Origin of the sequence: Nitrosospira briensis C-128 (assembly GCF_000619905.2) — a bacterium.
GTDB lineage: Bacteria > Pseudomonadota > Gammaproteobacteria > Burkholderiales > Nitrosomonadaceae > Nitrosospira > Nitrosospira briensis.
On the sequence record NZ_CP012371.1, the window covers coordinates 1,024,583 to 1,043,986 of the forward strand.

General features: G+C 53.5%; 17 protein-coding genes. 3 read left to right on the forward strand and 14 right to left on the reverse strand.

Features of this window, described 5'->3' with window-relative positions:
• Positions 1 to 93: 93 nt before the first annotated feature.
• The 14 genes from hemE to F822_RS04765 all read right to left on the reverse strand — a co-directional run bounded on the left by hemE (position 94) and on the right by F822_RS04765 (position 13,047).
• Positions 94 to 1,155, reverse strand: coding sequence for a uroporphyrinogen decarboxylase (gene hemE, locus F822_RS04700; RefSeq protein ID WP_025040277.1), 1,062 nt, complete (start codon positions 1,153 to 1,155; stop codon positions 94 to 96).
• Between the two features lie 683 nt (positions 1,156 to 1,838).
• Positions 1,839 to 2,960 carry a deoxyguanosinetriphosphate triphosphohydrolase gene (locus F822_RS04705; protein WP_025040278.1) on the reverse strand — a complete coding sequence of 374 codons (1,122 nt, stop codon included), beginning with the start codon at positions 2,958 to 2,960 and terminating at the stop codon, positions 1,839 to 1,841.
• A complete protein-coding gene (aroB, locus tag F822_RS04710; protein WP_025040279.1) occupies positions 2,953 to 4,053 on the reverse strand; it encodes a 3-dehydroquinate synthase in 1,101 nt (366 codons plus the stop codon). The genes F822_RS04705 and aroB overlap by 8 nt, the downstream gene beginning before the upstream one ends.
• 98 nt (positions 4,054 to 4,151) lie before the next feature.
• Positions 4,152 to 4,565, reverse strand: a complete 414-nt coding sequence (gene hemJ, locus F822_RS04715) for a protoporphyrinogen oxidase HemJ (RefSeq protein WP_025040280.1) — start codon at positions 4,563 to 4,565, stop codon at positions 4,152 to 4,154.
• Between the two features lie 307 nt (positions 4,566 to 4,872).
• The gene (locus F822_RS04720; protein ID WP_025040281.1) at positions 4,873 to 5,433 is read right to left on the reverse strand and encodes a NifU family protein; all 561 of its coding nucleotides are present in this window, start codon (positions 5,431 to 5,433) and stop codon (positions 4,873 to 4,875) included.
• A gap of 253 nt (positions 5,434 to 5,686) precedes the next feature.
• Positions 5,687 to 6,169 (reverse strand): Fe-S cluster assembly sulfur transfer protein SufU, encoded by a 483-nt coding sequence (sufU, locus tag F822_RS04725; RefSeq protein WP_025040282.1) that lies wholly within the window; start codon positions 6,167 to 6,169, stop codon positions 5,687 to 5,689.
• The gene (locus F822_RS04730; protein ID WP_025040283.1) at positions 6,169 to 7,428 is read right to left on the reverse strand and encodes a cysteine desulfurase; all 1,260 of its coding nucleotides are present in this window, start codon (positions 7,426 to 7,428) and stop codon (positions 6,169 to 6,171) included. The genes sufU and F822_RS04730 overlap by 1 nt, the downstream gene beginning before the upstream one ends.
• 2 nt (positions 7,429 to 7,430) lie before the next feature.
• Positions 7,431 to 8,747, reverse strand: a complete 1,317-nt coding sequence (sufD, locus tag F822_RS04735; protein ID WP_231623570.1) for a Fe-S cluster assembly protein SufD — start codon at positions 8,745 to 8,747, stop codon at positions 7,431 to 7,433.
• Complete coding sequence (gene sufC / locus F822_RS04740; protein WP_036575118.1) at positions 8,744 to 9,532, reverse strand: Fe-S cluster assembly ATPase SufC; 789 nt, start codon at positions 9,530 to 9,532, stop codon at positions 8,744 to 8,746. The genes sufD and sufC overlap by 4 nt, the downstream gene beginning before the upstream one ends.
• Entirely contained in the window at positions 9,529 to 10,965 is a 1,437-nt protein-coding gene (gene sufB, locus F822_RS04745) for a Fe-S cluster assembly protein SufB (RefSeq protein ID WP_025040285.1), read from the reverse strand. Before sufB ends, sufC begins: the two co-directional genes overlap by 4 nt.
• A gap of 96 nt (positions 10,966 to 11,061) precedes the next feature.
• Positions 11,062 to 11,403, reverse strand: coding sequence for a HesB/IscA family protein (locus tag F822_RS04750; RefSeq protein ID WP_025040286.1), 342 nt, complete (start codon positions 11,401 to 11,403; stop codon positions 11,062 to 11,064).
• A gap of 65 nt (positions 11,404 to 11,468) precedes the next feature.
• Positions 11,469 to 11,990 (reverse strand): Rrf2 family transcriptional regulator, encoded by a 522-nt coding sequence (locus F822_RS04755; protein ID WP_025040287.1) that lies wholly within the window; start codon positions 11,988 to 11,990, stop codon positions 11,469 to 11,471.
• Positions 11,991 to 12,111: 121 nt separating this feature from the next.
• Positions 12,112 to 12,402: a hypothetical protein gene (locus tag F822_RS04760; RefSeq protein ID WP_025040288.1), complete on the reverse strand. Its 291-nt coding sequence runs from the start codon at positions 12,400 to 12,402 to the stop codon at positions 12,112 to 12,114.
• Positions 12,403 to 13,047, reverse strand: coding sequence for a TetR family transcriptional regulator (locus F822_RS04765; protein ID WP_025040289.1), 645 nt, complete (start codon positions 13,045 to 13,047; stop codon positions 12,403 to 12,405).
• A 191-nt stretch (positions 13,048 to 13,238) separates the two neighbouring features.
• Here F822_RS04765 and F822_RS04770 point away from each other — a divergent pair, with 191 nt between their 5' ends.
• From F822_RS04770 to F822_RS04780, 3 genes are read left to right on the forward strand one after another with little or no spacing between them, the layout of a single operon-like run.
• Positions 13,239 to 14,444, forward strand: coding sequence for an efflux RND transporter periplasmic adaptor subunit (locus F822_RS04770; protein WP_231623571.1), 1,206 nt, complete (start codon positions 13,239 to 13,241; stop codon positions 14,442 to 14,444).
• Between the two features lie 12 nt (positions 14,445 to 14,456).
• On the forward strand, positions 14,457 to 17,594 hold the full coding sequence (locus F822_RS04775) for an efflux RND transporter permease subunit (RefSeq protein WP_025040291.1): 3,138 nt from the start codon (positions 14,457 to 14,459) through the stop codon (positions 17,592 to 17,594).
• Positions 17,581 to 18,978: an efflux transporter outer membrane subunit gene (locus F822_RS04780; protein WP_025040292.1), complete on the forward strand. Its 1,398-nt coding sequence runs from the start codon at positions 17,581 to 17,583 to the stop codon at positions 18,976 to 18,978. The genes F822_RS04775 and F822_RS04780 overlap by 14 nt, the downstream gene beginning before the upstream one ends.
• Positions 18,979 to 19,404 lie beyond the last annotated feature (426 nt).

Consider the following 19,404-nt stretch of genomic DNA (forward strand, 5'->3'; position numbering starts at 1 on the left):
GCGTTTGGTCGACCTGAGGCTTCGTTGAGAATCTAGCACAGTTCGATATGTTTTGTTGGTATTTAGTGCCTTTTTTATTTATAAAATTGGGTGCTAGCGATATTTTCGGCTGAGGGCATGAACTGCTTCCACCAGTGTCAGGGCATTCTCCGGTGGAGTAAACTGCGAAATGCCATGACCAAGATTGAAAACGTGACCGTTGCCTTTTCCGTAACCGGAAAGAATTTTTTCCACTTCAGCAGCAATCACTTCCGGTGTCGAGAATAGCACCGCGGGGTCGAGATTTCCTTGCAAGGCAACCTTGTGCCCAACCCGTCGGCGCGCCTCGGCGATATCCATGGTCCAGTCGAGCCCAACCGCATCACAACCGCTATCCGCAATGCTCTCCAGCCATAGCCCGCCGCCCTTCGTAAAAACGATGTTAGGCACGCGCTCGCCGCCATGCTCCCGCTTTAGTCCCGCTAGTATCTGACTGATATAACGCAAGGAAAATTCCCGATAGGCTGCGTGGGACAAGGCGCCGCCCCAGGTATCGAAAATCATCACAGCCTGGGCACCGGATTCGATTTGTGCATTCAGATAAGCGATTGCCGCCTGCGCGGTAATATCGAGAATGTGATGCAACAGATCCGGCCGCTGGTACAACATGGTTTTGATCTGACGGAAATCGGTACCGCCGCAGCCCTCCACCATATAACAGGCAAGCGTGAAAGGGCTGCCGGAAAAGCCGATCAGCGGAACTCGGTTGTCCAGCGTCCTTCGGATTTGTGAAACCGCATCCATCACGTAACGCAGGTGTACTCCGGGATCAGGTACCGTCAGTGCACGAATCTCCCATTCTTCACGTAACGGCCGCTCGAACTTGGGCCCCTCGCCATCCGAGAAATAGAGTCCCAACCCCATTGCATCGGGGATGGTTAGAATGTCCGAAAACAATATCGCGGCATCCAGCGGGAACCGCGCCAGGGGCTGCATTGTAACTTCAGTCGCGAAATCGGGGTTTTTGCACAGAGCGAGAAAGTTGCCGGCACGAGCGCGCGTCTGGTTGTACTCGGGTAAATATCGCCCAGCCTGACGCATCATCCACACCGGGGTGTATTCAGTAGGTTGCCGCAGGAGAGCCCGCAGCAGGGTATCGTTCTTCAATCTTGTCATCGACTCCAGTTTAATCGTACAAACTCAGCAAGACACAGCATCGTTTATGCGCCAGTTGCCGGGTAACAGCTTGTATCCCGGATCATACGCCGTTAGAACTTATCTTCCTGTAGACAGGTTGTTCATGAGCTTAACCTGCTAATGTTATCAGCTATTGGCTTCCGGGTACATGCTCACGGCCAGTGGCGATTGTTGCGGCGCTTTTATCCTTGCCGGCGCCGGCCTGTACAGTGATCACAAATATGAATAAGGGTATTGAACCTAAATCCGGTAGTTGACCGCTCCTTTCATAGATCAGTATCATGATTAATAACAATATTTCATATTATTTGACGCTCACCTTCCGGGGGAGGTCGCTACGGGGTGAATTGCACAGTTTTTGCGGTACATGGCTGCGTTGCAACTCCTTGGAATGGAACGGCGCCCCGAAGCTTCGCCCGAGGGACCCCGCGAAGCGGGGATCGGGCAGCGCAGGGGATGCCGCGATCGCGCTCCACACGCAAGGGGGCGCCCGCATCCCGCTTCGGAGTCGCACCTTCCTGCGGAAGGCACTGCTCCGCCCTGCGCGGTCGTATTCCGCGTCATTGCGCCTTGCCCTGCACCCCAAAAACCGTACACTTCTCCCCGTCCAACTACCGGATTTAGGTTGAAGGTTCAGCAGCAGCAAAGGCATAGCAGAAGCGTCAGCTCTCCTCGATGGCAAATAATCGCCGATATTCCCGAATTGCATAGCGATCCGTCATGCCGGCAACATAATCGGCAACTGCCTGATGTTTATCGTGATGATACTTTGACTGAAATACTGGAGGAAGCAACCGGATATCCGAGCAAAACGCCTTGAAAAGTGCTTCGATCGTGTGTCGCGCCTTGGCACTCATGCGCGCCACTTTGTAGTGCCGGTACAGATAGTCCCGCAGAAATTTTTTCAGTTCCTGCTGCTCCTGCCAGATTTCCTCGCTGAAACCAACGAGGTACGGGGCCGCCCGCACAGCTTCAAGACTATCCGGGCAGTTATGCGCGATATTGGCGGCACTTTGTCTGGTCAGATCCCCCACCAGCGTATTGATCATGCGCCGGACGGTTTCATGGATCAAACGCCGCCCGGAGATCTCAGGGTAATGACTTTTTGCCATCGACAAATGCCGCGCGAATATTTTGACCTCCACAAGCTGCTCCAGCGTAATCAGGCCGGAGCGCAAGCCATCGTCTACGTCGTGGTTGTTGTAGGCAATTTCATCGGCGAGGTTGGCCAATTGTGCCTCCAGCGACGGTCGCTGATCCGAAAGGAAGCGCTCGCCCACATCTCCAAGTTTAACGGCATTCTTTCTGGCGCAGTGCTTGAGGATGCCTTCACGCGTTTCAAAGCACAAATTCAAACCGTCAAATGCGCCATAACGTTCTTCCAGCACATCTACCACACGCAGAGACTGCAAATTGTGCTCGAAGCCGCCGTAATCTTTCATGCAGTCGTTCAGCGCTTCCTGCCCGGCATGACCAAATGGCGTATGACCGAGGTCATGCGCCAAGGCAATGGCTTCAACCAGATCTTCGTTGAGATGCAGATTGCGCGCGACCGAGCGGCCGATTTGCGCTACCTCCAGGCTATGCGTCAAGCGCGTGCGAAACAGGTCGCCTTCGTGATTTACAAAAACCTGAGTTTTGTATACAAGCCTGCGAAATGCGGTGGAATGAATGATGCGATCGCGATCACGCTGGAAGGCGGTACGTCCCGGTGCTGATTCTTCCGCGATGCGGCGGCCGCGCGAACTGGCCGGGGTTACTGCATAAGGCGCCAGCTCATGCATCGGCAGTACATTCCATAAGCGTTTCAGCCAATATCTCTGCCGGCACGTCGGAATGGAGCACGGCCTCGCCTATATGCCGGAGTAAAATGAAACGCATATTCCCTCCCTCTACCTTCTTGTCCAGCCCCATCAGGGTCAGGTATTTTTCCGGTCCGAGATTGGGCGCCACGGCAGAAAGCCCTGCTTGCGCATAAATTTTCCGGATTCGCTCTACCTCGGCCTCACCGATCATCCCCATGCGCTTAGACAGTTCCGCAGCCAGCATCGTACCGGCTGCAACTGCTTCGCCATGCAACCAGACACCGTAACCCATCGCATTTTCAATTGCGTGACCAAAGGTATGTCCGAGATTGAGTAATGCCCGAACACCGCTTTCGCGTTCATCTGCTTGCACAACTTCCGCCTTGTTCACGCAGCTTCGGCGTATTGCTTCGACCAGCACATCAGCATCGCGGGTAAGGAGCTTGTCCATATTCTGTTCCAACCACTCCAGGAAGCCGAGATCCCGGATAAGGCCATACTTGATGACCTCGGCAATGCCTGCCCGCAGTTCCCTTTCCGGCAACGTATCGAGCGTTGCTGTGTCCGCCAGGACGACCCGAGGTTGATAAAAAGCACCGATCATGTTTTTGCCAAGCGGATGATTGATACCTGTCTTGCCGCCGACCGAAGAATCCACCTGTGCCAGAAGCGTCGTTGGAATTTGAATAAACGGCACGCCCCGCAAATAGGTTGCGGCAGCAAACCCGGCCAAATCACCCACGACTCCGCCGCCAAGGGCGATGATGGGCGTGCTCCGTTCACAGCGGTGACGAAGAAGCGCATCGAATATGAAGTTCAGCGTCTGCCAATTCTTGTGCGCTTCCCCATCAGGGAGAATGATGGGAACAGTCGCCACGCCCTGGTCTTCCAGCGCACTACGCAGCCTTTCCATATAAAGTGGCGCTACCGTAGTGTTTGTGACGATTGCGGCGCGCTTTCGCGGCAAGAGGTCGAGGATAATTTCGGAATGGCTCAGAATGCCATTGCCGATATGGATCGGGTAACTACGCTCACTTGGCGTAGAGGCAAAATCTACCGTGATTGTTTGCATGGTTTAGTGGTTCGCGACGTACGATCTCAATTCTTGTCTACCTGATGATCAACAGGTTTTTGTTCGGAGGAACTCATGATGAGATAGCAAGCGATCTCTCAAAACGGCTTTACCACAACCAGGATTACCACCGCAATCAGGATCACCACTGGAAATTCATTGAACCACCGGTAATAAACATGGCTGCGCCGATTGCGATCATGCTTGAAATCTGCAAGCAGTTTTCCACAGTAGAGGTGATACACGATCAGCACGATCACTAGCGCAAGTTTTGCATGCAACCAACCACCAGAAATTCCATAACCCAGCCAGAGCCAAAGACCAAAGAGAACTGTCAGCACGGCGCCGGGCGTCATGATCCCATAATAAAGTTTGCGCTCCATCACCTTGAAGCGTTCGACACCCGGCATATCATCGCTCATCGCGTGATAGACAAACAGGCGCGGCAAGTAAAACAATCCCGCAAACCAGGTCACCATGAAAATGATGTGTAGCGATTTTATCCAGAGCATCTGTGATTCTTTTTAACCTGCACCAGGCATCTATATGAGGTCGGGGGTGATTATGGCGCGGAGAGCGAGCACGGGCATCTGCCACGAGAACCGGGTGACCCACCCTGCAAGACCACAAAAACAGCGAAAAACCCAGCAGCCGATTATTTCATCGGGTGGCTGTAAGCCAGCACCTTGCAGAAATCGAGCATACTATAGCTGATCACCCCGGGATGGGAAAAGGAATATCATCGAGAACGCATCTTGGCGCAGCAGGAAGCCGGGGGGGAAATCTACATGCTATAAAAAAGCATATGGAACCCGGTTGTTATAGTGCGACGACCTCGATATCGGGCTCTATTGATCTCAGCATATTCTGAATACCTCGCAGCGTGCCTGAGATCGAGCTCGGGCATGTGCCGCAAGCACCTTGATAATGAACGCTGAGCTTGTTGCCATCGAGCCCGAGCACATGCAGGTCGCCGCCGTCACTTTGGAGATAAGGACGAACCTCCTCGTCGAGCATGATATTGATGGTATCGAGCCGCTGCTGGTCCTCCGGACTTAAACCGGCAATTGCACTGGTTGCCGCGGCGACTGTTGCGGCTGATTGCGCATCGGCTGCAGGCGCGGCGCGGATCGGATCGGCCACCTCGCGCGCAAGGTCTTGCCAGTCGGCGCCGCCATCTTGCGTTATCGTGATCCAGCGATCGACATAAAAGACGTTAGTCACATGATCGATGTCGAACAATGCCGTGGCAAGTGGATCGTCTTTCGCCTGCTCGGCATTGTCATATGAGCATGTCACCCCCCAGGTCAATGGCTCCTTCAGGATGAACTTCAGCGCATTTCGATTCGGGGTACCTTCTATTTCCGCTATTTTTGGCATTTCCTGTTCCTTTCAACCTAAATCCGGTAGTTGGACGGGGTGAAGTGTACGGTTTTTTGGGTGCAGGGCAAGGCGCAACGACGCGGAATGGTCGTTCCATTCCAAGGAATTGCAACGCAGCCATGTGCCCCAAAAATTGTGCAATTCATCTCGTAGCGCCCTCACCCGGAAGGTGAGCGTCAAATAATATGAAATATTGTTGTTAATCATAACACTGGTCTATTAAATGAGCGGTCAACTACCGGATTTAGGTTCAAGCATCACCTATTGGAGCATGCATCGGATCATCCTCGGACTCGGTCGAGGTGGTGGTAACGGCATTGAGCGCAGCATGCAGCGTGTGCCACGGCAAAATAGCACATTTTACACGCGTTGGCAGATCACGCACACCCGCAAATACCGTGAGCCGCCCCAGGTGATGCTGACCCTCGAGATCGAGCGTGCCGGTCGCCATATCACGAAACTCCTTGATCAGCGTCTCTGCATCCGCGCGCGTTTTGCCTTTCACGACGGTGGTCATCATCGAGGCCGATGCCTTGCAGATCGCGCATGATTCACCGTGGAACGCGATGCCGTCAATGCGCTCTCCATCGAGGTTTAGCGCAATGTCGAGGTGATCGCCGCATAATGGGTTATGGCCAACCGCGTGGTGGCTCGCTTTATCCAGCGTGCCATAATTGCGGGGCTTCTTGTTGTGGTCGAGAATAACTTCTTGATAGAGCGATTTCGTGATCATTACATGAAAATTTTTTGCACGGTGCGAACGCCCGCGATAAATGCGTCCACCTCGGCCATCGTATTGTAAAAAGCAAACGAAGCACGCGTCGTCGCCGGTACCTTGAGGCGCAGCATTACCGGCTGCACGCAATGGTGACCGGTCCGTACCGCAACCCCTTCCTGATTCAGGAGCGTGCCGATATCATGCGGATGCACGCCCTCGACTTCAAACGACAGTACCGCGGTCTTCGTTGCGGCCGTGCCGATAATACGCACGCCCGGCATGCGGCTCATCTGTTCAGTCGCATAGTTGAGAAGATCGAGCTCGTACGCGGCGATTGCATCCAAACCGATCGAGGATAAATAATCAACCGCGGTGCCGAGCCCGATCGCAGCCGCGATCGGCGGTGTACCTGCTTCAAATTTGTGCGGTATGGAATTGTAGGTGGTTTTTTCGAAAGTCACCGACAAAATCATGTCCCCGCCGCCCTTGAACGGCTGCATACGCTCAAGTAGCTCAGCCTTGCCATAGAGCACGCCTATGCCTGTCGGGCCGCACAGCTTGTGGCCGGAAAAAGCATAAAAGTCGCAGTCGAGATCTTGCACGTCCACTGTCATGTGCGGCACGGCCTGCGCGCCATCGATCAGCACCGGTACATTGCGCGCATGCGCGAACGCAATCATTTCCTTGACGGGATTGACGGTACCCAGTGCATTCGACACATGCAACACACCTACGAATTTGGTTCGCTCGGTAAACAGTTTTTCGTATTCATCGATGAGGAGCTCCCCGGCATCATTGATGGGCACGACACGGATCTTCGCGCCCTTCTCTTCCGCGAGCATCTGCCAAGGCACGATGTTGGAATGATGCTCAAGCGTAGTCAGAATGATTTCGTCACCCGCACCGATGAATTTTCGGCCGTAACCATGCATTACGAGATTGATCGCATCGGTGGTGCCACTGGTGAAAATGACCTCCCTGTCTTCGCGCGCGTTGATGAAACGTTGCAGCCTGCGGCGCGACCCCTCGTATTCCGCAGTGGCCAATTCGGATAAATAGTGCACGCCGCGATTGATATTGGCGTGCTGGGTCGTCTGGTAGCGTACCAAGCGGTCGATTACCGGTTGCGGCATCTGGCTGGACGCCGCATTGTCGAGATAGACCAGTGGTTTGCCCTCAACCTGGAGCTCGAGGATCGGAAAATCAGCGCGAACGCGGTCAATGTCGAACGTCGAAGCGAATTGCGGCTTTAGAGTGGAATCTATGATCTTCATGGTCAATCTCGTTGAGTCCGCTCAAGTACCATTTGTTCAAGCCGGTGCTTGAGAGATACAATAGAAATGCGGTCGATAATTTCGGCACCATACGCATAAGTCAACAGATTGCGCGCCATTACCTCGGATAGCCCGCGGCTCTTGAGATAAAACAGTTCCTCGCTGGCGAGCTGACCAACAGTTGCGCCGTGCGCGCATTTTACGTCATCCGCGAAGATTTCAAGCTGTGGCTTGGTGTCGATACGCGCCTTCGCACTCAGCAGCAAGTTGCGGCTCGATTGCGTGGAATCGGTGCGCTGCGCCCCTGGGCGTACTATTATCTTACCGTTGAACACGGCGTGTGCAGCGCCATCGACGATGCATTTATGCAACTGGCGGCTTGTGCAATTCGGTACCGCATGATCAATGCAGGAATGGGTATCGGCAAGCTGGCGTTCCGTAATCAAGGCCAGCCCATCAATCGCGCACTCGGCTCCCTCCGCCGCTAGCAGCACATTTAAATCATATCGTGAAATACGCGCACCAAGCGCAACGCTGATCGATCGATAGCGGCTTGCATGCGCTAACGATACCGCACAGTTTGCGATATGAAACGCGTGGATGCTGTCACGCTGCACCCGGATGTGATTCACCTCGGCATTATCTCCCAGCGCGATTTCCGCCACCGCATTGGTGACATAGGTGCCTTCATGAAGCGTAATATAATCCTCGACCAGCGTGACTGAACTACCCGGTTCGGCAATCAGAAGGCAACGCGGATGACTTGCCGCCTCTGGCTGTGTTGCAATGAACAACACATGCACCGGTTCCCCCGCTACCGTATCACGCGGTACCACGACCAGCGCCCCGTCATGGAGAAACGCGGTATTGAGTGCGGTGAACAGGTTATGCTCAAACCCGGCATGACGTCCGAGATGCGGCTCTATCGCCCTGCCATGCGTGGATATCGCCGTTGAGAGATCCGTGACTACCAAACCAAGCTCTCTGGCCCTGTTCGGCGACGTGGAAAACTGCGGCATGTACGTGCCATCGACGAACACGAGCCTGACCGCCGCCTCGTCCAGATGGAAACGTTCCACGTCGGCTGCTTTCACCGTCGATGCACCCCGCAGCGGCTGGAAGGACAACTTGGCAAGCGGTGAAATATCGGTAAAGCGCCACTCTTCGTCGCGAGTCGTCGGCACCTTTAATCTACCGGCACAATCAACCGCATTTGCTCTCAACTGATTAAACCATGCGAGAGGGCTGGGCGGCAGTTGTGGCTGGCCCTGAAGCAGGTTTTCGAGATAGCTGTTGCCGGCAACCATGTTCATGCTCATGCCCCGACCGCAGCACGTTGCTCGGCGCCGACCCAGTCATACCCACGGTTTTCGAGATCGAGCGCAAGCTCTTTGCCGCCTGTCTTGATGATGCGACCCGACTCCATTACATGCACGTAGTCTGGCACGATGTAATTAAGAAGGCGTTGATAGTGCGTGACCAATATGATCGCATTATCCTTGTTGGCAAGCTGGTTCACGCCCTTGGTGACAATCCTCAGCGCATCGATGTCGAGTCCGGAGTCGGTTTCGTCGAGAATTGCCAGCCGTGGCTCGAGCAGCGCCATTTGCAATATCTCGTTCCGCTTTTTCTCACCGCCGGAAAAACCTTCATTGACGCCACGATCGAGAAAATCGGGGTTCATGTCCAGCAATTTCATTTTTTCACGCACCAGGTCATCAAATTCGAGCGGATCAAGCTCGTCCTTGCCGCGTTGCGCCTGTACTGTATTGTAGGCGAGGCGCAAGAAATGGCTATTGGCAACGCCGGGGATCTCGACCGGGTACTGAAAGGCAAGAAATACGCCAGCGCGCGCACGTTCCTCCGGTTTCAGATCAAACAGATCATTTCCTTCAAACGCTACCGAACCGCCGGTTACCTGGTATGCGTCGTGGCCGGCCAGCACCTTTGCAAGGGTGCTTTTACCCGAGCCGTTTGTTCCCATGATTGCGTGCACTTCACCGAATCTAACCGTAAGGTCGATACCCTTGAGGATTTCGATACCATTGACAGTCGCCCGCAGCCCACGTATTTCAAGTAACGTTTTGCTATCCTGATAAATCATCCGACGCTCCCTTCGAGCTTGAACCCGAGCAGCTTGGTCGCTTCGACCGCAAACTCCATCGGCAACTGTTGAAAAACATCCTTGCAGAATCCATTAATGATCATCGATACCGCTTCCTCGCTGCCGATGCCACGCTGGGCAAAGTAAAATAGTTGGTCTTCACCGATCTTTGATGTTGATGCTTCATGCTCGACTTTGGCTTCCTGGTTGCGAACCTGTATATAAGGAAAGGTATGGGCTCCGCATTTGTCGCCGATCAGCATTGAATCGCACTGCGAATAATTGCGCGCCCCAGTGGCGGTAGGCGCGATTCTGACCAATCCGCGATAACTGTTATTGGAATGGCCGGCGGAGATACCCTTGCTGACTATGGTGCTACGCGTATTCTTTCCAATGTGAACCATTTTGGTGCCGGTGTCTGCCTGCTGATAGTTATTGGTCACAGCCACCGAGTAAAATTCTCCTACCGAGTTTTCGCCCTGAAGAATACAGGAAGGATACTTCCAGGTAATAGCCGAGCCGGTTTCAACCTGGGTCCACGAAATGCGCGAATTAACGCCCTTGGCCAAGCCACGCTTGGTAACGAAATTATAAATGCCACCCATGCCGTTTTCATCGCCCGCATACCAGTTTTGCACCGTGGAGTACTTGATGTCGGCGTTGTCCATCGCGACCAGCTCAACCACTGCGGCATGTAATTGGTTAGTATCGAATTTGGGCGCGGTACAACCCTCGAGATAGGAGACCGACGAACCCTCCGCGCCGATAATCAGAGTGCGCTCGAACTGTCCCGATTCCTCCGTATTGATTCGGAAGTACGTAGCCAGGTCCATGGGGCATTTTACGCCTTTGGGAATAAAGCAGAATGTCCCATCCGTGAAAACGGCCGAGTTGAGCGCCGCGTAGTAATTGTCGCCTACCGGTACCACCGTGCCAAGATACTGCCTCACCAGGTCGGGATGCTCATGAACGGCTTCCGAGATCGAGCAGAAAATTATGCCCACCTCGGCAAGCTTCTGCTTGTAGGTCGTCGCAACTGACACGCTGTCGAAAATCACGTCCACCGCTACGCCGGCGAGCGCTGCCCGCTCGTGCATCGGCACCCCGAGCTTCTCGAAAGTGCGCAACAATTCGGGATCGACCTCGTCCATGCTGTTCAGCTTCTTTTTCTGCTTCGGCGCCGCGTAGTAGCTGATTGACTGAAAATCAATCTTCGGATACTTGACATTAGGCCACCGTGGCTCTTCCATCTTGAGCCATTGCTCATATGCCTTCAGCCGAAACTCAAGCAGCCATTCGGGCTCCTCTTTCTTTGACGAAATAAGGCGGATGATGTCTTCGTTAAGTCCTTTTGGTGCGATATCGGACTCGATTTCGGTAACAAAGCCGTGCTTATAAGGCTGATTGACCAGTTTTTGTAATACTGCACTCATGTCGATTGCTCCAATGTCGTTTGCCTCGATGATACATCGAGGCTCCTGCCGCTCCGTATACGGCTCTTTTTTTTACTTCCGAGATCTTTGACACAATTAAACTTTGGCTGGTTCTTTTAAACTGAAGCTTTCACCGCAGCCGCATGTATTGTCGACGTTGGGATTTTCAAATTTGAACGAATCATTGAGCCCTTCCCTGACAAAATCCACGCGGGAACCATCAAGGAAGGGCAGGCTGTCGGCATCAACCACTACGTGAGCGTTATAAGACTCGAACATTTGATCGCCAACAAGAATTTCGTCAGCATAGTCGAACGTATAAGCGAACCCGGAGCAGCCCACCTTTTTCAAACCGATGCGCAGCGCCAATCCCTTGCCGCGCTTTGCGAGCTGCTTCCGGATCTGTTTTGCCGCGTTTTCGGTTAATGTGACTGCCATGCTATTCTCCAATTACCATTCGCAAAATAGAGTGACCAGAACAAAGGTGGATTCCGCAATCGGTATCACGCCGAAAATGCGGCATGTCCAAGCTCAGGCACAACCTTTTCCGACGGAATCACGTTTCGCATATCGAGTATTTGCATAACGCCACTCTCTCTCGCCTTGTGCGCATCACTTCTTGCTTTCTGGTCATCAACCAATTGCTTCAATGTCACCGCGCCAAGGTGATCGAAAATAAGCTCATTGAGCTTCACCCATAAGTCGTGAGTCATGCACTTTTTATCGTTGTGACAATTTTCCTTTCCGTTGCATTGCGTCGAGTCGATCGGCTCGTCGACAGCAAGGATAATCTCCGCTATCGACACATGTGCCGTATCCTTCGCCAGGCAATAACCGCCTCCGGGCCCTCGCACACTGTCGACAAGCCTGCGCTGGCGCAGTTTGGCAAACAATTGCTCAAGATAGGATAGCGATATTTGCTGACGCTGACTAATTTCGGCGAGCGTCACGGGGTGAGTGCTATGTTGCATTGCAAGATCCAAGAGTGCTGTTACCGCAAACCGTCCTTTGGTTGTTAGCCGCATGATAAACTCCTCTTTACTCTTGTGATTCAATCAAATAGGGATATTGATCATAAACCGGTTCAGTCATCGCCAATACATGACTGATTTAGTCAACTATAAGATACCTGATCGATTTAGTCAACTATAACAAAACATCTCCTGCAGAAGGGTCAATATCTGCCGCAAGAATACCGAGGGGGATGTAAATGAGGTTTTCTGGCAGGCCCCCTTCAGGAACACCGGATGCACGCAGCGCGCCAATTACAGCTTGCCTTAACCTGAATCCGGCAGTTGTAGCGAGCTCACCAGGAAGATGAAGCTCACGATTACGATCAACCGGATTCAAGGAAACGGATTCAAGGTTCAGGAATGATTCTGGTAAAAGAAGACCGAAGATCTGATACAGGTGGGAAAAGTTGACTCGGGAATCCACCTAACTGGAGGGTTGCATCAGGATACTCTTGCGGCGACGGAGGCTCATATGTGCTTTTACCAACTCGATCGCCTGATGTCGAAACTGATTGCCATCCGTATCTTTTACCCACATATGCAACAGGCCGATAAAGAATAGATGCGTATCCATCGCCAACTGAGCAGGGTCGCGCAATGGATGCAGTTGCTCCTGAGCTTCCGCCCGCTCGTAAATCAGCCGTAATTTTTCCTCGATGCTGGAACAATTACATAGAATCTGTTGCAAAACAGTAGCGAACTCGTCTACATATTCGCACTTGATCATCAGGATCCCGTAAACCTGGCGCGTTTCAGCGCTGTCAACCAATGATTGAATGGTTCCGCATAAAAAATTTTCTATACAAGTAAGCGCATCTTCACAACCTTCGATCAGCAAAGTATCGTCCATGCGATCGATCAATGGCAGCAGTACTTGCTCACGCATTGCCTGAAACAAATCGACTTTATTACTGAAGTGCCAATAAATCGCACCCCGCGTAACCCCGGCCTGGACGGCGATATGCTCCATCGTTGTGCGGCTGACACCACGCGTCAAAAATACCTGGCGCGCCGCCTCGATCAGGCGTTGCCGGGTCAGTTCCGAATTTTCCTTTGTTTTCCGGGCCATGGCTCCAGTTTCTTTTCAGTCATTAATTTATTTACATTGCCGTTCTTCTTTTGTATATAATTTACATACATACACGAATGTATGCAAGATGTTTCTTTTTTTCTTTTTGACTGTTTTCGTTTACCGCCATGGGGTTAAAGATGCCAGCTGCCAGATATTATAAAAATGATAAAAACAGACTTGGCAATCTGATGGCGACTTTGCATTCGAAAGCCACCATCGCACTTGTCATTGGCATTGCCATGAACATTGCATTGGCCGCCTGTGGCAAAAATGACCAGGCAGCCAATCAACCACCCGCTGGAATGGCGCTGCCGGTAAGCGTGATCGAAGTACAACCCACCAGCGTGCCGATCAGTGCCGAAGCGGTCGCACAAACCGAAGGCGCCAAGGAAGTCGAGATACGGCCTCGCGTCGGCGGTATTTTGCTCAAACGCCTGTACGAAGAGGGGGCGGCGGTAAAACTGGGTCAACCCATGTTTCTGATCGATCCTGTACCCTATATAAACGCCCTGGCGCAAGCAAAAGCGCAACTTGCTGAACAGAAAGCCCGCATTGCTCAGACAGAGCGCGAAGAAAAGCGCTTGCACGATCTTCTTGGAATGCAGGCCGTCAGCCAGCGCGAGTACGATAATGCCGTCTCCGATAACGCAATCGCAAACGCCTCCCTGGAGCAGGCGGAAGTTCGCGTGCGCGACGCCGAGCTGAATCTCTCTTATACCTCCGTGCCGGCCCCGGTGACCGGAGTATCCGGCCGCTTCCAATTTTCCGAGGGGACGCTGGTTGAGGCCAATACCAGTCTTCTGACGACGATAGTCCAATTATCACCCATCTGGGTACGCTTCAGTTTATCGGATAACGAACTGGCGCAGATCGGCGGTCCGCTGCATGAACAAAACGTGCAGCAGGTAACCTTGATACTGCCGGATGGCTCGGAATACGGTAAAAAGGGCAAACTGAATTTTGCAGCTAGTGAAATCGATCCGATGCTGGGTACACAGCAATTGCGCGCAACGTTCGAAAATGTGGATCAGCGGCTTTTGCCGGGGCAGTTTGTGCGTGCGCGCGTAACCACAGGCGAACGTGATGGCGTTTTTCTTGTACCCCAGGTTGCGGTGCAGACGTCCGATCTGGGAAATATCGTGTATATCGTCAATGACAAAAATGAAGCCACCGTACAACCGGTAGTAACCGGCCATTGGTTGGGCAAGGAGTGGGTCATCCTGGGCGGTCTCAAAGCGGGTGATAAAGTCATAGTCGACAATATCATCAAGCTTCGCCCCGGGGCCGCTGTGGCGCCTAACCCGCTTCGTTCAGAGACACCCGTGGCGACCCATGCTCCGGGATCACCGCCTGCTGAGACTCCTGCTCGGCCCGACCCAGAGAAACAGACTTAGGCGGAAATCATCATGACAAGATTCTTCATCACGCGACCTATTTTTGCGTCCGTAGTATCCATTATCATCGTGCTTGCCGGGTTAGCAGCCGCGATGCAATTGCCTATCGCACAGTATCCGCAAATTGCGCCGCCGACCGTGCTGATCACGGCGACCTTCCCAGGCGCCAGTGCCGATACCTTGGCTAAAACGGTCGCGGCGCCGATTGAAGAGCAGTTGAGCGGTGTCGAGAATCTATTGTATTTCAACTCCAGCGCCGATTCGAGCGGTACGCTGACAATAACCGTGACCTTTGAAGTCGGCACGGATGTCGATCAGGCAACTTTCAATGTAAGCAACCAGGTAAATATTGCTCTGCCGCGCTTACCGGAGGAAGTCCGCCGCACCGGTCTGATAATACAAAAGCGTTCCAACGATATTCTTCTGGTTTTTATGCTCGTCTCCAAGGAGAAGGGCAAGTTTGACCCGTTGTACCTGAGCAATTATGCGACGCTTAACGTGCTGGACGAGCTAAAGCGCACCAAGGGGGTTGGCGACGCGATAGTTTTCGGGGGACAGGATTATTCCATGCGTATCTGGCTGCGCCCTGACCGCATGGCTCAATTAGGCGTTACTACCACGGATATTGCCGCAGCCATTCGATCTCAAAATGCGCAATATGCTGCCGGCAAGATAGGACAGGAACCTGCACCTGCGGATCAGCAGCTGATTTATACCGTTAACGCCAAAGGCCGCCTGCTGGAACCTGAGCAATTCGGTAATATTATCCTGCGCGCCGATGGGCCGCGCGGTGCGCTTTATCTCAAGGATGTCGCCCGTATCGAACTGGGCGCGCAAAGCTACGATGTGCGCACCGCGCTCAACGGTCAACCCGGCGCGTGCATCCCCATCTTCTTGCAGCCCGGTGCAAATGCGCTGGAGACGAAAGAAGCCCTCGTCGCCAAGATGGAGGAATTGAAGACTCATTTCCCTGATGGAATGGACTATGTAGTGCCTTACGATACCAGCCTGTTCGTTACCGCCTCGATCTGGGAAGTCGTTAAAACGCTGGGCGAAGCGATGGTACTGGTGATACTGGTTGTGTACCTTTTCCTGCAAAGCTGGCGCGCCACGCTCATTCCCCTTGTCGCGGTACCGATCTCTCTCATTGGCTCGTTTGCGGGATTATGGTTGTTCGGCTTCTCGATCAACACGCTTACGCTGTTTGCGATGGTGCTGTCTATCGGCATTGTGGTGGACGATGCGATAGTCGTGCTGGAAAATATCGAGCGCTTGATGGACGAGGAACAATTATCACCGATGAAAGCTGCCATCAAATCCATGGAGCAGGTTTCACGGGCCGTTGTAGCCATTGTATTGGTGCTGTGTGCAGTGTTTGTGCCTGTAGCCTTCATGGGCGGCATCGCCGGTGAGCTATATCGCCAGTTTGCCGTGACGGTTGCCGTCGCCGTGGTAATTTCCGGCATAGTAGCGCTGACGCTCACGCCTGCGTTGTGTGCCATCATCCTGAAAACCACTCATGGCGAATCTGCGTTCTTCCGGAAATTCAACAGCGGATTCAAGGGCCTGACTAATTTCTATACGCATACGGTCAACCTGACATTACATCATCCCATTATTGGCGCGCTCGTATTCGCAGGGATCGTCGGCGTGGCAATTTATCTGGGCAAAACGGTTCCTGAAAGCTTCGTGCCACCTGAAGACCAGGGGTATGTGGTGGCCGCAACGATTCTGCCTGATGGTGCAACGCTGTCTCGAACAACCAGGACGGCTGAAGCTGTGCGCGCTGCCATTGCGGAAGACCCGGCAGTTTCCCACCAGTTTGTGGTTAATGGTTACGATCTTATCGGCGGCGGAAATAAGACAAGCTCCGCAACCATGTTCGTGACATTCAAAGACTGGTCCGAACGGACTGCCACTGCGGAGGATATTGTCAACAAACTGTTCGGTATCGGCATGCAGCAACCTGATGGCATCGCGATAGCATTTAATCCCCCCGCCATCCGTGGACTGGGAACCGCGGGGGGGTTTGAAGTGTATGTGCAAGCCCGCGGCGGATCGGACCCCGTACGATTGTCAGGTGTCGTGAGCAACCTCATCGACGCATTGAACCAGGAACCGCGCCTCGCCGGCATCAATACTTTCTTTCGTCCTACAGTACCGCAATTTTTCATTGAAGTGGATGAGGCCAAGGCGATTTCGCAGGGAGTATCGATCGCCGACCTGTATGCCACCTTGCAAAGCACCATGGGTTCGCTCTATATCAACGATTTTAACAAGTCCGGCCGTACCTACCGGGTGCAACTGCAGGCGGAACCTCAATACCGTATGAAGCCGGAAGATCTCGGCAGGGTGTACGTGCGTTCCGAATCCGGCGCGATGGTGCCCATGTCAGCGCTGAGCACGATAAAAAGCATCGTCGGTGCGGAACAACTGGAACGCTATAATGGGCTTCTTGCCGCAAAAATCATGGGAAGTGGCGCACCCGGCGTAAGCTCGGGTGACGCCATTAAACTCGTGGAAGAGATCGCGGCAAAAAACCTGCCGGATAATTATCAGATTAGCTGGACGGCACAGGCCTTCCAGGAGAAACGTACCGGTTCCGCAGCAACTCTCGCTTTCAGTTTTGCCATTATTATGGTATTTCTGATTCTGGCTGCGCAATTCGAAACCTGGGGATTGCCGCTGGCCGTTATCATGGCCGTGCCTTTTGCGCTGACGGGTACGCTTCTGGCAGTGCTGGTACGCGGGATGCCAAACGATATTTACTTCCAGGTGGGCTTGATTACACTGATAGGCTTGGCGGCAAAAAATGCAATCCTGATCGTGGAATTCGCCAGTCAGAAAATGAGGGAAGGCATGCCCGTTGCAGAAGCCGCAGTTGAAGCTGCGCGTTTGCGTTTCCGTCCCATCGTCATGACTTCCATGGCTTTCGTGCTGGGGATCGTACCGCTGGTCATCGCGACCGGGGCCGGAGCCGCCGCACGCCGCTCAATGGGAACCGGTGTCTTTGGCGGCATGCTGCTCGCGACCTTTATCGCAACCATATTCATTCCGTTGTTCTTCACCTGGCTTACTCGCAAGAACTCGGGAAAGCGGGCTGAAGATGTACAACATGTACAAGAGGAAAGGGCAAATGCGCCACTATAATGCATGGATCAGAATACTGTTCTTACTCCCGACCCTGGTCGTAACCTCTTGCGCCATGGGGCCCGACTATGTCCGGCCCCACATCGACACCGCTGATGCGTTTCGCATGGCTGAAAACGAAGGACACTCCATTGCCAATCTTCCATGGTGGGAGCTGCTTCACGACGATGTGCTTCAACAGCTTATCCGGCAGGCTTTAGCGGAAAACAAGGATCTCAAGCAGGCCGTGGCAAGCGTCGAGGAACTCGAGGCCCGCAGTGCCATCAGCCGTTTTGACCTGCTCCCGAAGCTGGACTACAACATCAACGCGCCTGCATTCGGCACCCTCGGCGGATTCCTTTTCCCCGGGTTTCCCACACCGTACAGCTACTTCGCACAAAATAACCTGGCCTGGGAAATAGATATCTGGGGCAGGCTCCGCCGCGCCAACGAGGCCACTCGTGCGGACTTGATGTCGCGCGAGGAAAATCGCCGGGCCGTTGTCCTCACACTGGTGAGCTCGGTAGCACAATCCTATTTCGATCTTTTGCAATTCGACATGCAGTTGGACATTGCGCAAAATGCACTGCGGTCCTGGGAGGAATCGGTTGCCCTCTCTCGGGCACAACTGCGTGGAGGCCTCATCTCGCGGCTCGATCTGGATCAGTTCGAGGCAGAGCGGGCCAACGCGGCCACGCGCGTGGCGGAGATCCAGCGTCAAATGGTTCAGAAAGAGAATGAGCTGAGCGTGTTGTTAGGCAAGAATCCGGTGCCGATCGGGCGAGGCATTTCGCTGACAGAACAACTGTTGCCGCCCGCAGTCCCTGCCGGCCTTCCCTCCGAGTTGTTGCAGCGGCGCCCGGATATTTTGCAAGCCGAACAAACGCTGGCAGCAGCTACCGCGAGGATTGGAATGGCCAAAGCGGCACGCTTTCCCAGGATTACGATCACCGGTTTTCTCGGCGTGGCCAGTCCGGCATTGTCCAAGCTACTCGTTGCGGGAAGCGAATTTGGGGCAGCGGGAATCGGGCTGGCAGGCCCGTTGCTGAATCCGCAAAGCCTGGGGTTCGAACAGCGGGCGGCTGAAGCGGTGGCAAGACAGGTATTGGCCAAGTACGAACAGACCATTCTTGTGGCCTTCAAGGAGGTTGAAGATGCCTTGGTGGCTGTTCGTACGTTTAATGATCAACGTACGGCACAACAAGAACAGGTCGAAGCGTTGCGCTCGGCTTTACGCGTGGCAGACCTCCGCTACAAGGGCGGCATTACCAGCTATGTGGACGTACTTCTTGCCAAGCGCAACCTGTTCGATGCCGAGTTTGGGCTTTCGGCAACACGCCGGATGCATCTGGTGTCCGTCATTCAACTCTATAAGGCGCTGGGCGGAGGATGGTTGCCAGCCTAACGAGCATCATCCGCACCAGGTCGTCGCGGTTGGCGGTTGGCGGATGGCACCGCCGCTTCAGTTCTGAACGTATTTTCTCCATATCCGTTTTTTTTTGCAAAAACTGGCCGGTCCGATATTTCAAGCACCGGCCAGACGTTTCGCCCATCAGTACCGTTGGCAAGCTGCGATACATTTTATATGCTTCACGTTATATTGCTTCACTGCTCTGCTGTGGATCGCTCATAATGGAAGAAGATGCAAGGAAACGTTTGGTTTTTATCCAGAACTTTCTTCAGTTGAATCCGCATTTGCGGCCAACCCAAGCTTCACAGTCAATTGCGGCGTGAGCCGCAGCGAAAATCAAGAGTAGCAAGGCTGAACAATACGACATTCATAGCCATGGCTTCCCGCTATGCGTCGATCGCGGCCTCAACCGAAACAGAA

Coding starts and splice junctions, on each gene's coding strand:
- F822_RS04730 (WP_025040283.1), bottom strand. CDS start 7,428: ATGAAGATCATAGATTCCACTCTAAAGCCGCAATTCGCTTCGACGTTC.
- F822_RS04720 (WP_025040281.1), bottom strand. CDS start 5,433: ATGCCAAAAATAGCGGAAATAGAAGGTACCCCGAATCGAAATGCGCTG.
- sufC (WP_036575118.1), bottom strand. CDS start 9,532: ATGATTTATCAGGATAGCAAAACGTTACTTGAAATACGTGGGCTGCGG.
- F822_RS04755 (WP_025040287.1), bottom strand. CDS start 11,990: ATGCGGCTAACAACCAAAGGACGGTTTGCGGTAACAGCACTCTTGGAT.
- F822_RS04780 (WP_025040292.1), top strand. CDS start 17,581: ATGCGCCACTATAATGCATGGATCAGAATACTGTTCTTACTCCCGACC.
- aroB (WP_025040279.1), bottom strand. CDS start 4,053: ATGCAAACAATCACGGTAGATTTTGCCTCTACGCCAAGTGAGCGTAGT.
- hemE (WP_025040277.1), bottom strand. CDS start 1,155: ATGACAAGATTGAAGAACGATACCCTGCTGCGGGCTCTCCTGCGGCAA.
- sufU (WP_025040282.1), bottom strand. CDS start 6,169: ATGATCACGAAATCGCTCTATCAAGAAGTTATTCTCGACCACAACAAG.
- sufB (WP_025040285.1), bottom strand. CDS start 10,965: ATGAGTGCAGTATTACAAAAACTGGTCAATCAGCCTTATAAGCACGGC.
- F822_RS04750 (WP_025040286.1), bottom strand. CDS start 11,403: ATGGCAGTCACATTAACCGAAAACGCGGCAAAACAGATCCGGAAGCAG.
- F822_RS04770 (WP_231623571.1), top strand. CDS start 13,239: ATGGCGACTTTGCATTCGAAAGCCACCATCGCACTTGTCATTGGCATT.
- F822_RS04765 (WP_025040289.1), bottom strand. CDS start 13,047: ATGGCCCGGAAAACAAAGGAAAATTCGGAACTGACCCGGCAACGCCTG.
- F822_RS04705 (WP_025040278.1), bottom strand. CDS start 2,960: ATGCATGAGCTGGCGCCTTATGCAGTAACCCCGGCCAGTTCGCGCGGC.
- hemJ (WP_025040280.1), bottom strand. CDS start 4,565: ATGCTCTGGATAAAATCGCTACACATCATTTTCATGGTGACCTGGTTT.
- sufD (WP_231623570.1), bottom strand. CDS start 8,747: ATGAGCATGAACATGGTTGCCGGCAACAGCTATCTCGAAAACCTGCTT.
- F822_RS04775 (WP_025040291.1), top strand. CDS start 14,457: ATGACAAGATTCTTCATCACGCGACCTATTTTTGCGTCCGTAGTATCC.